We start from the raw sequence: 12,847 nt of genomic DNA on the forward strand, positions 1-12,847 counted from the left end.
CATGAGGATCTCGTTCACCCCGCGCGCGGCCCTGGCCGCCCTGCTCGCGCCGCCCGTGATCGTGCTGTGGCCGCTGTGGTGGGTGGTCCTGATCCTGTTCGCGCTGTGGACGCTCGTGGTCCTCGCCGATGCGCTGGCCGCCCCGGCCCCGCGGCGGATCCGGGTGCGTCGCGAGGCGCCGGCGCAGGTGCGTCTGGGCGGCACCGTCCCCGGGCGCCTGCCTCGCTGACGAACACCACCGCGCGCCGCGCACGGCTCGAGGTGCGCGACGCCTGGAACCCGACCGCGGGCCTCGCCTCCCAGCACAGCCGCCTCGACCTGCCCGGCCAGGAGCGGCGCGCGATCGCCCAGTCCTTCACCCCCACGAGACGCGGCGAGCACAGCTCCCGGCGGCTGCTGATCGGCTCGCTCGGCCCCCTGGGCCTCGCCCGCCGCGCCGCCCGCGTCCCGGCGCCCGGACGGATGCTGGCCCTGCACCCCTTCGGCTCCCGCAAGCACCTCCCCTCCCGCGTGCAGCGGCCGCGGGAGATCGAGGGGCTCGCCGCGATCCACCAGCGGGGACAGGGCACCGAGTTCGACTCCCTGCGCGACTTCGTGGACGGCGACGACGTCCGCTCGATCGACTGGCGGGCGACCGCGCGCCGGCGCGGCGTCGTGGTGCGCACCTGGCGGCCCGAGCGGGACCGTCACGTGCTGATCGTGGTGGACACCTCCCGCACCTCCGCCGGACGGCTCGGCGAGGCGACGCGGCTGGATTCCGCCTTCGACGCGGCGCCGCTGCTGACGGCGCTGGCCGGGCAGGCCGGGGGCCGGGTGGACCTGCTGTGCGTGGACCGGATCCCGCACGTCTCGGTGCTCGGCTCCACCCGCACCAAGGTGCTCCACGACATGGTCGCCGCGACCGCGGCCGTGGAGCCGGCGCTGGTGGAGACGGACTGGGAGCGCGCCGCGGCCGCGATCGAGTCCCGCACCCGCCGCGGCTCCCTCGTCGTGCTGATCACCCCGGTGGAGGCGCAGGTGCTCCACTCCGGGCTGCCGCCGGTCGCGGCGCGCCTTGCCAAGGACCATCCGCTGGTGCTCGCCTCGGTCGCCGATCCCGCGCTCGAGGAGCTCGCCGCCGGTCGCAGGGACCTCGAGTCCGTCTACCGGGCCGCCGCCGCGGAGCGCGCCCGCTCCGAGCGCGCCGGGGTCTCCCATGCGCTCGAGCGGGTGGGTGCCCATGTGGTGGACGCCCCGCCGGACCGGGCCCCGCAGGCTCTCGCCGACGCGTATCTCTCCCTCAAGGCCGCCGGCCGGCTCTGATCCGGCGGGGATCGCGTTCCAGAGGCCACTTCGCCCTCACCGTCACCGTCACCGTCACCGTCACCGTCACCGTCACCGTCACCGTCACCGTCACCGGGAGGATGGTCAGCCACGGGCGCTGGGCGTACTGGTACGTCTATATCGTCGTACTGGTACGCCCAGCGCCACTACGTGACCATGCCGCCGCCGTGTGAGAACGGGACGGGGCGGGGTGAGCCGCTCAGACCGTCCCGGCGATGTCCCGCGGCTCGCGGACGATCAGCCGGTAGGTGTGCCAGTGCTTGGGTCCGGCGAAGGAGCGCCCGTCGTGCTCCTCCTCGTCGAGCGCGAGCACCTCGAGCCCGGTGAGCGGCTCCTCGAGATCCGCTCTGGTCAGGAAGGTGCCGTCCGTCCCCGCCCAGTCGTCCCGGTCGCCGAAGAGGTCCACCGCCAGGACGCCGTGCGGCCTCAGCGCAGAGCGAACGGCTCCCCACAGCCGCGGGAACGCCGCCCGGGGCACGAAGGACAGCGTCGCGCAGGACAGCACGAGGTCCGCGGGAGGGATCGGGAACGGGACGGCGAGGTCCGTCGTGGTGTGGGTGATGTCCAGCGTCCGTGCCATGCGGGCCATCCCGGCCTCGACGCTGACATCCGCGTCGAAGGTGTGCACGCGGAAGCCGCTGTCGGCGAGATGGCGGGCCTCGATTCCGGCACCGCTGCCGAGCTCGACCGCGACGAGCCGGTCATCGGGCGCCGTCCGAAGCGAGCGCCCGGGCTCCTCGAGCACGAGCGCGCGGCGCGCACTGCAAGAGGCCGCACCGCCCGGCCGTCCTGGGCCTCGTTGTAGGCCGCGAAGTCACGGTCGGCGCCGCGCCGCTGCATCCCCCGAGACTAGAGGACGTGCCGTCTCGCCCCGTCGCGCACGGCCACGAGGCCCGAGCGGCGGTGACGGGCGCACGGCCACCAGGCCGCGCGGGCGGCGCACGGCCACGAGGCCGCACCGTCGGTGCTCGGCCACCAGCCCTGGCCGCCGTCACAGGGCTCGGCCCTCAGGCGGCGATCACCGGGCTCCGCGCTCAGGCGGCGGTGGCGACGCGGGAGCCGACGAGCTCCTCGGAGAGGTCGCCGGTGATCCCGGCGCGATGCGCCTGGCGGCCCCGCACGAGCATGTACGCGAGGAACGCCAGCCAGGCCGCGGCGCCGACCGCGATCCGGAGCGCCGGCGGCAGGGAGCTCGGCGTCACGAAGGCCTCGATGAACCCGGCGACCAGCGGCACGGGCACCAGCCCGATCGCGACGGTGACCAGGGAGCGGGCGGCGTGGGAGAGCGCCCACAGTCGCGGCGGCGGGCCGGGGCGCACCCAGGCCCAGAAGGTGCGCGACCCTGCGCCGGCGCCGACCACGATCGCGGTGATCTCCAGCAGGCCGTGCGGGAGGATGAACACGAAGAAGGTGTCCAGTCCCCCGTAGGCGCCCAGCACCCCCGCCGACAGACCGACGTTCAGCCCGTTCTGCAGCAAGATGTAGACCGGCCAGAACCCGGTCACCCCCAGCACCACGGACTGCACCGCGATCCACGCATTGTTCGTCCACACCCGGGCGGCGAAGCCCGAGGCCTCGCCCTCGAAGTAGTAGGCGACGAAATCCCGCTGCGCCAGGGCGCGCTCGCTGCGCCTCCGGCACCACGAGCTCGCGCGCGGTCGCATCCAGGCCGAAGTACAGCCCGGAGACGAGGGAGGAGAGCAGGAAGATCGACGCCGCGAGCGCGACCGTCCAGCGGGCCTGGAACAGCGCCGAGGGGAGGTCCTCCCAGAAGAAGGTGCGCGCGTGCTTCCACAGCGGGACCCGCGCCCCGGTGATCCGCGACCGGGCGCGGTGGACCAGGAGGGAGAGCCGGGAGATCAGCGCGGGATCCGGCACGGTGGAGCGGACCGTGGAGAGGTGGGTGGAGACCTCCTGGTAGAGCGCGAGCGGCTCGTCGATGCCGCCCGCATCGAGGGTGCGGGCGCGGGTGAGCTCCTCGAGACGGTCCCACTGCGGCCGGTGCACGGCGATGAAGGCGTCGGTGTCCACGCAGACAGGGTAGGCGTCGACCTCCCCCGTCCACGGCCGACGAAAGTCGGGGTCGGCCCGGCCGGAAGCCGACGCTCGACGCTGACGGCACCTCCTCGCTCCTGCCAGGATGGGGCCATGGCACTTTCAGGCACTGCGGCGGCCGTCTCCCCCTCGAGCCGCCGCGACGCGCTGATCACCGGCGATGCGGTCCTGCTCGACCTGCGCACCGCCTCCTTCGCGACCCGCATCGTCTCCGCCGTGATCGACGGGGTGCTCGCAGCTGACGCCGCTGATCGGCGGGATCCTGTCGATCGCGTGGTTCGCGGACCGCGCCGCCCTGGACGACGGCTTCCTCGCCGCCGGCATCCTGCTCGCCTCGGTGCTGGCCTACGTCGGCTATCCGGTGCTCAGCGAGTCGCTGCTGCGGGGACGCTCCGTGGGGCGGCTCGTGATGGGCACGCGGGTGGTGCGCGACGACGGCGGCCCGGTGCACGTGCGCCAGAGCGTCGCGCGCGGTGATGGCGATGTTCGAGATCTGGTCGACCACCGGCGCCGTGGCGCTGGTCTGCTCCGTGATCGACCGCCGCTCGCGCCGGATCGGGGACCTGCTGGCCGGGACTATGGTGATCCAGGAGCGCATGCGCACTCATCCCCCGCGCCGCATCGAGGTCCCGCTCTCGCTGCGCGACTGGGCGCAGGCGGCCGACGTGGGCCGGCTCCCGCCGCCGCTGCTGCAGGACATCCGCGCCTTCCTGCCCCGGGCCGGACAGATCAACGCCGAGTCGCGCCATCAGCTCTCGCGGGATCTGCTTGCGCCGTACGCCGCCGCATGTCGCGCCCGCCCCGCCGCCGGGCACTCCGCCGGAGGAGTTCCTCGCCGCGGTGCTCGCCGAGCGCTCACGACGGGACGAGATGCGGATGCGCAGGGCGCAGGAGCGTCAGCAGGAGCTGGCCGCCGAGGTGCGGGCGGTGCCCTTCTCGGCCTGATCAGTCGGCCGACGGCGCCTCGGCGCGACCGGCGATCAGCACCGGGATCCCGCCCTCGACCGCGTGGACGCGCCCGCAGCGGTCGCACTGGAGGGCGGCGTCGACGTCGTGCGGCTCCCCGCCGCAGTCCGGGCGGGCCGCGCGCCGCCCGCACCCAGCCGGGCACGTCGGCGCCGCTCGCCCCGGCCGGGAGGCGCGCGGGAGCGACCTCGGGGGCGGGACCGGGGCCCGTCTCCTCGTCCTCCTCGCCGAGCACGAGCACCCGGATCCGCTCCAGCACCTGCTCCATCGTCGTCCGCTCCTGCGCCTCGACGTTCAGGCGCAGCAGCGACTCGGTCTGCGAGGAGCGCAGCGAGAGCCACCAGCGCTCGGCCGGGGCGAGGTGCTCGTCCCAGTGGTGCACGGAGAGCCCGTCGAGCTCGTCGATCCGCGCGGCGGGCAGCGACTCGGCGTGGGCGCGCACCCGGGCGGTGGCCGCGACCGCGTCGTCGACGGGGAAGTTGTGCTCGCCGCCGCCGGCGTACGGGGAGTGCTCGGCCACCAGCGCGGAGGCGGTGCCGTCGTTCTCCGCGAGCGCGGCGAGGACGTGCGGCGCGGCGAGCATGCCGGAGTCGGCGAAGAAGAAGTCGCGGAAGTAGTAGTGGGCGGAGTGCTCCACCCCGGCCACCGCGTCCTGCTCGGCCATGATCCGCTTGATGCCGGCGTGGCCCACGGGGGTCAGCAGCATCTCGCCGCCCGCCGCCGCGATGACCTCGTGCACGTGGCGGGAGGCGACCGCGTTGACGGCCACGCGGGGGCGCTCCTCCCCGCGGCGCGGGCGCGGGCGATCTCGCGCGAGGCGATCAGCGCCCCGATCGCCGAGGGCGGGACCGGGGTGCCGGTCTCGTCCAGCACGACGCAGCGGTCCGCGTCGCCGTCGAAGGCGAGGCCGAGGTCCGCACCCTCGCGGCGCACCGCCTCCTGCAGATCGCGGAGGTTCTCGGGCCGCAGCGGGTCGGCCGGGTGGTGGGGGAAGGTCCCGTCGAGGCCGAAGTGCGGCTCGATCAGCTCCACCTGCTCGAGCGGGCCGAGCACGGCGGGGGCGGTGAGGCCGGCCATCGCGTCGGCCGCGTCGACCACCACGCGCAGTCGCCGGCCCGCGGGCAGGTCGACCAGACCGTGAAGGGTGCGGGCGTAGTCCTCGAGGGTGTCGATCCGCTCGGAGCGGCCCTCGCCGCGCACGGGGATCTCCCCGGCGGCGAGATACGCCTCGGCGCCCCGGCGCACGTCCTCGAGCCCCGAGTCCCGGCCGACGGGCCGCGCGCCGGGCAGGCACAGCTTCATCCCGTTGTCACGGGCGGGGTTGTGGGAGGCGGTGATCATGAGCCCCGCCGCGCGGTGGAGGCCGGAGGCGCAGTACAGCTGGTCGGTGGAGGACAGGCCGGCGTCGGCGACGATCGCACCGCGGCGCACGGCGCCCTCGATCACGGCGCGGGACAGCTCCCGGGAGCTCAGACGCATGTCGTGGGCGACGATCAGCTCGGGCTCGGCCAGGACGTCAGCGAAGGCGGCGCCGAGCGCGCGGGCGATCTCGGCCGTGAGTCGCTCGCCGGCGACGCCGCGGATGTCGTTCGCCTTGACGATGGCGGACAGGTCGTGGGTCGTCTCAGTCATCGCTGTTCCTGATCACGTGGAGGTGGCGGTCGCGCTCGGCGGGACGGCCGGCGGCGCGGCCGCCGGCGTCGCGGGGATCGTGGCGCCCGGCGCGCGACGTGCCGCGGGGAGCGGCGTCGGGGGTGCCGACCGGGCCATGCGGAGCGGGCGCGACGGGGCCGCGCACGGCATCGGCGAGGGCGACGAGGTCGTCGCTGACGTCCTCGCCGCCGGCGACCCGCAGCGACTCCCAGCCGCGCGGCGGGGTCATGCGGGCGGCGTGCTCGTGGCAGAGGTCGTAGGCATGGGGCTCGCTGAGGCGGGAGAGCGGGCCGAGCACCGCGGTCGAGTCCTGGTACACGAAGGTCAGAGAGCTGACTGCCGGCGCGAGCAGGCGGTCCGGGAGCATTCACGAGCTGGCACGCTCAGCAGTGTACGCAGGTCGCGGACCCGGCGGGCGCGGCGCGCCCGTGGGAGGGGAGGGCGGGGTCCGGCACTGCGGAGGCGGGGCTACAGTGCACGGCATGGACCTCGAACCCGGCCGTGCCCCCGCCCCACGAGGACCGCTCGGCCCGCGTCGCCGCGACCGCCGCGGCCGCGGTCGGCGCTGGGACCTCATCCCCCCGCACCTGCCCGGCCATCGCACGCGCCGGGAGCGCTTCGACGATCTCGTCGCCGATGCGGGGGCCGCGCTCACCGAGCGGTTCCCCCGGCGTCTCGCGCACCTGCAGGTGCTCGTCGAGGAGGTGCCGTCGGCGGATCCGGCGCCCTGGGAGGAGGCCCAGGTGGTGCTGGGCCGAGCGGTGCCGGGCACCCGCGAGCACCCGCCGCGCGTGATCGTCTACCGCCGGCCGCTGGAGACGCGGTGCGTGACCGCGACGGAGCTGGAGATGCTGGTGCGGCAGGTGCTGTCCGAGCAGATCGGCTCGCTGCTCTCGATCGCGCCGGAGGACGTCGACCCGGAGGCCTGGGACCTCTGAGCCGCCGCGGGACCGGCGCGGCGCGCGCACCGATCGACGGGGAGTCAGCCCGGGCGCTCCGCGCGGCTGTCGCGGACGGGCGGCCGCGGAGCGGCTGTCGCGGAGCGGCTGTCTCCGGACCGGGAGCGCCCCTCAGTCGGTGAGGACGACCTGGACGCTGTCGACGTCGCCCGCGTCGGGCAGGACCGGCAGTGTGGAGAGCGAGACGCCGCCCGCCCCGTCGGACTGGCGGCGCGTCCAGCTCGCGTGGACCGCGCCCGGGACCTCGGGCACGATCGACAGGGCCGCGGCGCCCTCCCCGCCGAGGCGGAGCCGCTCGTGGGTGAGAGTGCTGGTCGCGCCTGCGGCGAGGTCCACCGCGATCGGCTCCCCGGCCGCCCCGTCGGCGCCGATCGGGACCACGGAGACCTCCGTGTCCTCGCTCGCGGTCAAGGTGAGCGCGCCGGTCGCGCCCTGCCCCGGCAGGGCGCTGACCGCATGGGTTCCCAGCGCCGGTGCGGGGGCGACGAGCGTGAAGTCCACCGGTGCGCCGACGGTGTCGCCGGGCAGGTCCTTCCCGGTGCGGACGGCGCGCGTGACGGCCTCGAGCGGGCCGTCCGCGGAGACCTGCACCGCGTAGGTGCCGTCGGCGAGCCCCTCGAGGGCGGTGGGCACGACGGCGCCGGCGGGGACCTCGATCTGCGCGGGCGATGCCCCTGAGGCGGCGCCGTCCGCGCCCAGGACCTCGACGTCCGCGGTGACGGTGGAGCCCGAGGGGTTCGAGAGCACGAGGGCGGGCGCGGTCCCGGCGACGTCCACGCCGGGCATGACCAGCTCCTGCGCGGGGGCGGGCAGCGGATCGAGGATCTCGGCGCCGCCGGGGGTCAGCCCGTCCCGCTCGGTGGTCTGCACGTGCAGGGACAGGGGCGCGCCGAGCACGGAGACGTCCACGCCGACCGCGTCCTCCCCCGGCACCACGGACTCCAGCGGCACCCGCTCCTCGTCGCCCGGCGCGACGACGACCTGGTGCGTCCCTCCATCGCCGCGGGCCCGTCGGCGGTGCGCGCCTGGACCGAGGCGGTGGCGGGGCGGTCGGAGGGGTTGGAGAGCACGAGCACGGAGCTGTCCCCGGTCTGCGTGGAGACGCCGAGGAAGGACGCCTCGGTGGTCGGCTCCGCGCGCGGGACATGGACAGGGAGCGGAAGTCCCCGGACGCGGTCCAGGTGCCCTGGACGGCGTCGGCGACGGGACGACCGCCCTCTGAGGTCTGCGCCGTGACCTGGGGTGCGGTGCGCACGTGCCGCAGGGTCTGCACCGCGATCCCGAGATCCGTCGAGGCGGCATCGCCGGACAGCTCCTCGCCCTCGGCGTCCGCGGCCGTGACCGCGGGGGCGGGCACGGCGCCCGCGGCGTCCTGTCGGGTGCTGGATCCGCTCACCTCGCCGAACAGGACGGAGGAGGCGGGCTCTGCCGCGACGGTGCGCAGGGAGACCGACGGGGTAGGCGGGGTGACCGCGAGCGCGGCGTCCCCGCCCGTCTGCGGCGCCTCGTCGGGCACCTGCAGCGGACCGTGGCAGGCGAGGTCGCGGGGGTCGGGGCTCGCCGTGGCCCGTACGTGCTCGGCCGCGGCGGGCTCGCGGTCCGGGGCGAGGGCGAGCGCCCCGCCGGCCAGCGACAGGGGGACGATCGCGGCGACGCCCAGCAGCAGGCGTGCGGGCCGTCCGTGCGCGGTGCGCGCCCGTCCCGCCCCGCGGGCGGTCCCGGTGCGGGCCTCGGCCTCGGCCTCGGAAGCGTGCTCAGCCATACATCTCCTCCGCGGTGCGGGTGCGGACCCGCCAGGGGATCGCGATCAGCGCGGTGGCCGCGGTCGCGCCGTACAGCAGCGAGCCGCCAGAGCGGTCGGGCGGGCTGGTGGCGGTGGATCTCGAGCTCGCCCCCGGCCCCGGCCGGGACGGTGAAGCCCTGCGCCCAGCCGTCGACCTCGACCGCGGCGAGCTCGGTGCCGTCGAGGCTCGCGCGCCAGTCCGTGTCGTGCCGCTCCGAGAGCACGACCATGCGCTCCTCCTCGGCGGGGGCGATCTCGCCCTGCGCGTCCACCACCCCGCTGTCCAGGGCGATCGGCTCCTCGCCGCCGGTGACGACGGCGCGCGGCAGGGCGTCGATCACGCGCCAGGTCCCGCCCTCGGAGCCCTCGGTGACCTTCTCGAGCGGCGGGGAGCTGTCGAGGGCGCTCATCAGCTCGGGCCGGCTCTCGCGGTCCCCGTGGACCACCACGTAGGCGATCGCGGGATGGGCGAGGTCCGTGCCGTCCTGCGCGCCGCCGGAGAGCATCGCCGCCACCTCCTCGCGCGCCGCGGCGGAGGCGGGATCGTCGTCGACGGGCTCGCCGGCCAGCGCCGCCTCGACGTGGCGGGCGTCGACGAGGGCGGAGTGCTGGATCACGGTGTCCTCGCCGTGGACCACGAGGCGGGCGGCGACCGCGCCGTCCTCGGCCTGGTCCAGCACCAGCACCCGGGAGCGGGCCTCGGTGCGGCCCTGGTCGGCGGCGGCCGCGGGCACCTCCCCGCCCTCCACGCGCCCGATCTGCGGCGCGCGGGGAAGCGGCGCCATCCCGCCGACGACGGTGAGCAGGCAGGCCGCGGCGGTGACGGCACCGATCACGGAGGTGAGCAGGCGCCGGAGGCGCGAGTCGCGCTCCTGACGACGGGCGAGGGTGTCGAAGGTCGCCGCGGCGCCGAGAGCGAGGCAGAGCAGGGCCGCGCTGAGCAGGGCGTGCAGCGGCGGGGTCAGCACCTGCCCCTGGCCGACGGAGGTCCCCGTGGAGCGGGCCGCCAGCACGGCGAGCGCGCAGACGGCGGCGGCGAGCAGGCTCAACCGGCCCGCGAGGCCGGCCGCACCGCGCGCAGCAGCGGGGAGACCAGGGCGCCGAGCACCACCGGCGCGACCGGCGGCAGCACCAGGAGTCCGGCGGCGCCCTCGCCGAGCATCCCGGCGAGCGGCGCGGCGAGGTCGGGAGCGACCGGCCAAAGTCCCAGCAGGTCCCGGGCGCTCGCCCCGCCCGCCGTGGCCGGCACGCCGGCGACGGCCAGCAGGGTGCGGGGATGGCCGAGATAGGTGGGCAGGTAGGGCGCGTGGAGCGCCAGCGAGGGCAGCAGCACCCACAGCAGGCGCAGGCGCCGACCGGGCGCGGCGATCGCGACCAGTGCCAGCGCCGGCGCGACGAGCGGCACCAGCACCGGCCGCACCGCCCCGATCACCAGCAGCAGCAGACCGCCCGCGGCGGCCGCGGAGACGGAGGCCTGGGAGACCTTGTGGGACAGGCCGATCGCCCGGCCGATCGCGAGGGCCAGCGACGGCGAGCAGCACGTGCACGGTCAGCGGCGGCCACGCGCCGACGGCGAGGGCGGTCAGGAGCGAAGGGGCGAGCGCCCACACGCAGGCGAGCACGAGGCGGGCACCGACCGCGCGGGTGATCGCGCCGGAGGCCCACCAGGCGGCGACCGCCGCGGCCGGCACCGCGGCGAACACCAGCACCTCGACGAGCAGGGAGCCGCGCGCCGGGCAGGTGCCCGAGCAGGCGCACGAGCGGGTCGCCGGGCCCGCGGTCACCGAGTCCGCCAGGGACCCAGGTCGACCAGGCCGCGGCCCAGCGGTCGGCGGCGGCCTCCGGCACGGCGCGCAGACCCGCGCCGGCGAGCTCGCCGCGGCCGAACAGGCTCCGCAGCGAGAACAGGCCCAGGATCGAGGCGCCGAGCACCACCACCGCGGTCCACACGATGTGACGGCCGTAGTCGGCGTCGTCCAGCCCGTGCCGGGTCCCGGCGATGCCCCAGGTGGTGCGGCGGATCTGGCGGCGACGGTCGTCGTCGGCGAAGAGACGGGTGCCGACGTCGTCGAGCCAGCGCCGCAGGCTCGCACCGCGCGGGAGGTAGAGCGGGGCGAGGCGTCGCCGGGGCACGCGGGCGCGCCGGCGGTCGCGGGCGCCGCGGCGGAGGACGCGCCGCATCCGCGGCAGGGCGGCGAGGACGGCGCGCGGCTCCATCAGCGCGGTGCGCGGCGCGGTCGCCGCGAGCGCCCCCGCCATCCGCAGGAGGGTCTCGAGCGGGAGGAGCAGGAGGGTGAGCGGCGCGTGCAGGAGCGAGCGGTGCTTGAGCACCGTGAGCAGGCGTCCGGTGCGCTGGTCCTGGAGACGCTCGAGGACGGGCCGGGTGGGATGGGGGTGCAGTATCCGGGCGGCGGACTGCACCGCGACCCGCTCCCCGGAGCGCCACACGCGCTGGCACAGGTCGATCTCCGCCCAGGGGGCGGGGAGGTCGGGATCCAGGCCCCCGAGCTCGCGCGCCGTCTGCTCGCGGATCAGCATGCCGGGCGGCGGCACGGCGAGGACGTCCTGGCGCCAGTCGGCCTGTCCCTGGTCGATCTCGCCCGGGTCCACGCCGGTGATGATGCGCCCGCCGTGGGTCAGGGTGATGCCGACGTCGACCAGGGCGTCCGCGGACTCGGCGGTCGGCGGGAGGTCGGCACCCGGCTCGGCATGGCGCACCCGCTTCGCGCCGACCACCGCGGTGGTCGGGCACTGCCGGACGCTCTCGAGCTCGCGCTCGAGCGCGTCGAGGGGGGGATCTCGGGGTCCTCGAGGAACCACAGCCAGCTCTCCGCGGGGGCGCCCTCGGCGCGACCCGCCCGGCGGCCGCTGCGGGGGCCCTCCTCGCGCGACCGCTCGGGCACGAGGGCGAGCGCCTCCGCGCGCTGGGTGCGCTCGCGCTCGAGGGCGTCGACGTCGACGGGGCGGGCACGACGGCCAGCCCGACGCGGGGAGGACTTCGCGGCGGGCGCCGGCGCGTCGACGGGGACGAGGGTGCGCTCGTCGCGCGCCGCGAGAGCGTCGAGGACCTCCTCGACGGCGGCCGCACGGCCGGGGAGCGAGGGATCGGGGCGGGCGGGGACGTCGACGAGACGGTCCACCTCGCCCGCGGCGGTCAGTCTCTCGAGCGCGGCGCGCACGTCCTCGTCGAGATCGGAGGGGACGGCGACGACCACCCGGTCCGGGAGCCGGGTCTGGGTGGTCAGTGCTGCGTGGAGCGCATCGTGGGTTCCCGCGGTCGTCGCCCCGCTCAGCAGGACGACCGCGGTGACATGGCGCTCGTTCACCGGGTCAGGATGTCAGACCACCCGGCGCTTGAGCTTGCGTCGCTCGCGCTCGGAGAGACCGCCCCAGATGCCGAACCGCTCGTCGTTCTCGAGCGCGTACTCGAGGCACTCGGCACGCACCTCGCAGGAGACGCACACCTTCTTCGCCTCGCGGGTCGAGCCGCCCTTCTCGGGGAAGAACGCCTCCGGGTCCGTCTGCGCGCACAGGGCGCGTTCCTGCCAGCTCAGCTCTGCGTCGTCGGAGTCCTGCCCGGCGAGGTCGAGCAGGGACAGCTCTGCACGCGCGTCGTCGTCGACTCGTTCCTCGTCCATGGCCACCACTCCTTCCACTGCTGTGTTGACCTGTCATGACCAGCGAAGGCCTCTTTCGGCCCCTAAAGTACACCGGTGTAGTTATGGTGCGTCAAGCGGCGTCGGCGCGTCGCCGTGCACATCACGGCACCATCAGCGCGCCGTTCCTCGTCCACGACTCCCTCCGCCCGCCGCCGGAGCCTCACCCCGGGAGGTCCTCGTGCCCACCACCCCGCCCGCCGCCCCAGGCCCGCTGACCGTGCTCCCGCTGACCGGGCTCGGCGAAGTGCGCGAGGGCGCGGACCTGCCGGCTCTGCTCGCCGAGGCGCTCTCCCCGCTCGGCCCGCGCGAGGGGGACGTGCTGTGCGTCTCGACGAAGATCGTCTCCAAGGCGCTCGGCCTGCGCGTGGCCCCCGAGGAGCGCGACGCGGCGATCGCCCGCGCGGCCGTGCGCACGGTCGCCCGGCGACTGCACACCCGCGTGGTGACCT

The 12,847-nt window shown here is 76.1% G+C and carries 16 protein-coding genes and 1 pseudogene; 4 read left to right on the forward strand and 13 right to left on the reverse strand.

Annotation, left to right across the window (positions count from 1 at the left end; genetic code table 11):
- Position 1: 1 nt before the first annotated feature.
- Positions 2-229, forward strand: a complete 228-nt coding sequence (locus tag WKH84_RS05985; RefSeq protein WP_341855989.1) for a hypothetical protein — start codon at positions 2-4, stop codon at positions 227-229.
- A gap of 32 nt (positions 230-261) precedes the next feature.
- The gene (locus WKH84_RS05990; RefSeq protein ID WP_341855990.1) at positions 262-1,302 is read left to right on the forward strand and encodes a DUF58 domain-containing protein; all 1,041 of its coding nucleotides are present in this window, start codon (positions 262-264) and stop codon (positions 1,300-1,302) included.
- Positions 1,303-1,522: 220 nt separating this feature from the next.
- Here WKH84_RS05990 and WKH84_RS05995 read toward each other — a convergent pair whose 3' ends face one another.
- Complete coding sequence (locus WKH84_RS05995) at positions 1,523-2,068, reverse strand: class I SAM-dependent methyltransferase (protein ID WP_341855991.1); 546 nt, start codon at positions 2,066-2,068, stop codon at positions 1,523-1,525.
- A gap of 289 nt (positions 2,069-2,357) precedes the next feature.
- The gene (locus WKH84_RS06000) at positions 2,358-2,987 is read right to left on the reverse strand and encodes a stage II sporulation protein M (protein WP_341855992.1); all 630 of its coding nucleotides are present in this window, start codon (positions 2,985-2,987) and stop codon (positions 2,358-2,360) included.
- Between the two features lie 728 nt (positions 2,988-3,715).
- On the opposite strand from WKH84_RS06000, the pseudogene WKH84_RS06005 reads away from it, so the two are divergent.
- A pseudogene (locus tag WKH84_RS06005) lies at positions 3,716-3,790 on the forward strand (hypothetical protein); the annotation flags it as partial.
- Between the two features lie 336 nt (positions 3,791-4,126).
- Here the strand turns inward: WKH84_RS06005 and WKH84_RS06010 are convergent.
- The 3 genes from WKH84_RS06010 to WKH84_RS06020 are packed head-to-tail and all read right to left on the reverse strand — an operon-like array spanning position 4,127 to position 6,364.
- Positions 4,127-5,113, reverse strand: a complete 987-nt coding sequence (locus WKH84_RS06010) for a hypothetical protein (RefSeq protein WP_341855993.1) — start codon at positions 5,111-5,113, stop codon at positions 4,127-4,129.
- On the reverse strand, positions 5,041-5,976 hold the full coding sequence (locus WKH84_RS06015; RefSeq protein WP_341855994.1) for a hypothetical protein: 936 nt from the start codon (positions 5,974-5,976) through the stop codon (positions 5,041-5,043). Before WKH84_RS06015 ends, WKH84_RS06010 begins: the two co-directional genes overlap by 73 nt.
- Entirely contained in the window at positions 5,969-6,364 is a 396-nt protein-coding gene (locus WKH84_RS06020) for a DUF3499 family protein (protein WP_341855995.1), read from the reverse strand. Before WKH84_RS06020 ends, WKH84_RS06015 begins: the two co-directional genes overlap by 8 nt.
- 115 nt (positions 6,365-6,479) lie before the next feature.
- On the opposite strand from WKH84_RS06020, the gene WKH84_RS06025 reads away from it, so the two are divergent.
- Positions 6,480-6,935: a metallopeptidase family protein gene (locus tag WKH84_RS06025; protein ID WP_259881598.1), complete on the forward strand. Its 456-nt coding sequence runs from the start codon at positions 6,480-6,482 to the stop codon at positions 6,933-6,935.
- A gap of 132 nt (positions 6,936-7,067) precedes the next feature.
- Here WKH84_RS06025 and WKH84_RS06030 read toward each other — a convergent pair whose 3' ends face one another.
- The 8 genes from WKH84_RS06030 to WKH84_RS06065 all read right to left on the reverse strand — a co-directional run bounded on the left by WKH84_RS06030 (position 7,068) and on the right by WKH84_RS06065 (position 12,831).
- Positions 7,068-7,907, reverse strand: coding sequence for a DUF5719 family protein (locus tag WKH84_RS06030; RefSeq protein ID WP_341855996.1), 840 nt, complete (start codon positions 7,905-7,907; stop codon positions 7,068-7,070).
- Entirely contained in the window at positions 7,799-8,032 is a 234-nt protein-coding gene (locus WKH84_RS06035; protein WP_341855997.1) for a hypothetical protein, read from the reverse strand. The genes WKH84_RS06030 and WKH84_RS06035 overlap by 109 nt, the downstream gene beginning before the upstream one ends.
- 316 nt (positions 8,033-8,348) lie before the next feature.
- Positions 8,349-9,788: a hypothetical protein gene (locus WKH84_RS06040; protein WP_341855998.1), complete on the reverse strand. Its 1,440-nt coding sequence runs from the start codon at positions 9,786-9,788 to the stop codon at positions 8,349-8,351.
- A complete protein-coding gene (locus WKH84_RS06045) occupies positions 9,785-10,171 on the reverse strand; it encodes a hypothetical protein (RefSeq protein ID WP_341855999.1) in 387 nt (128 codons plus the stop codon). The genes WKH84_RS06040 and WKH84_RS06045 overlap by 4 nt, the downstream gene beginning before the upstream one ends.
- Positions 10,168-11,475, reverse strand: a complete 1,308-nt coding sequence (locus tag WKH84_RS06050; RefSeq protein ID WP_341856000.1) for a hypothetical protein — start codon at positions 11,473-11,475, stop codon at positions 10,168-10,170. Before WKH84_RS06050 ends, WKH84_RS06045 begins: the two co-directional genes overlap by 4 nt.
- Positions 11,376-12,065, reverse strand: a complete 690-nt coding sequence (locus tag WKH84_RS06055) for a hypothetical protein (RefSeq protein ID WP_341856001.1) — start codon at positions 12,063-12,065, stop codon at positions 11,376-11,378. Before WKH84_RS06055 ends, WKH84_RS06050 begins: the two co-directional genes overlap by 100 nt.
- A gap of 12 nt (positions 12,066-12,077) precedes the next feature.
- Positions 12,078-12,377, reverse strand: a complete 300-nt coding sequence (locus WKH84_RS06060; RefSeq protein ID WP_010549808.1) for a WhiB family transcriptional regulator — start codon at positions 12,375-12,377, stop codon at positions 12,078-12,080.
- A gap of 181 nt (positions 12,378-12,558) precedes the next feature.
- Positions 12,559-12,831 (reverse strand): hypothetical protein, encoded by a 273-nt coding sequence (locus WKH84_RS06065; protein ID WP_341856002.1) that lies wholly within the window; start codon positions 12,829-12,831, stop codon positions 12,559-12,561.
- Positions 12,832-12,847 lie beyond the last annotated feature (16 nt).

Source organism: Brachybacterium sp. GPGPB12, assembly GCF_038396325.1.
Lineage (GTDB): Bacteria > Actinomycetota > Actinomycetes > Actinomycetales > Dermabacteraceae > Brachybacterium > Brachybacterium conglomeratum.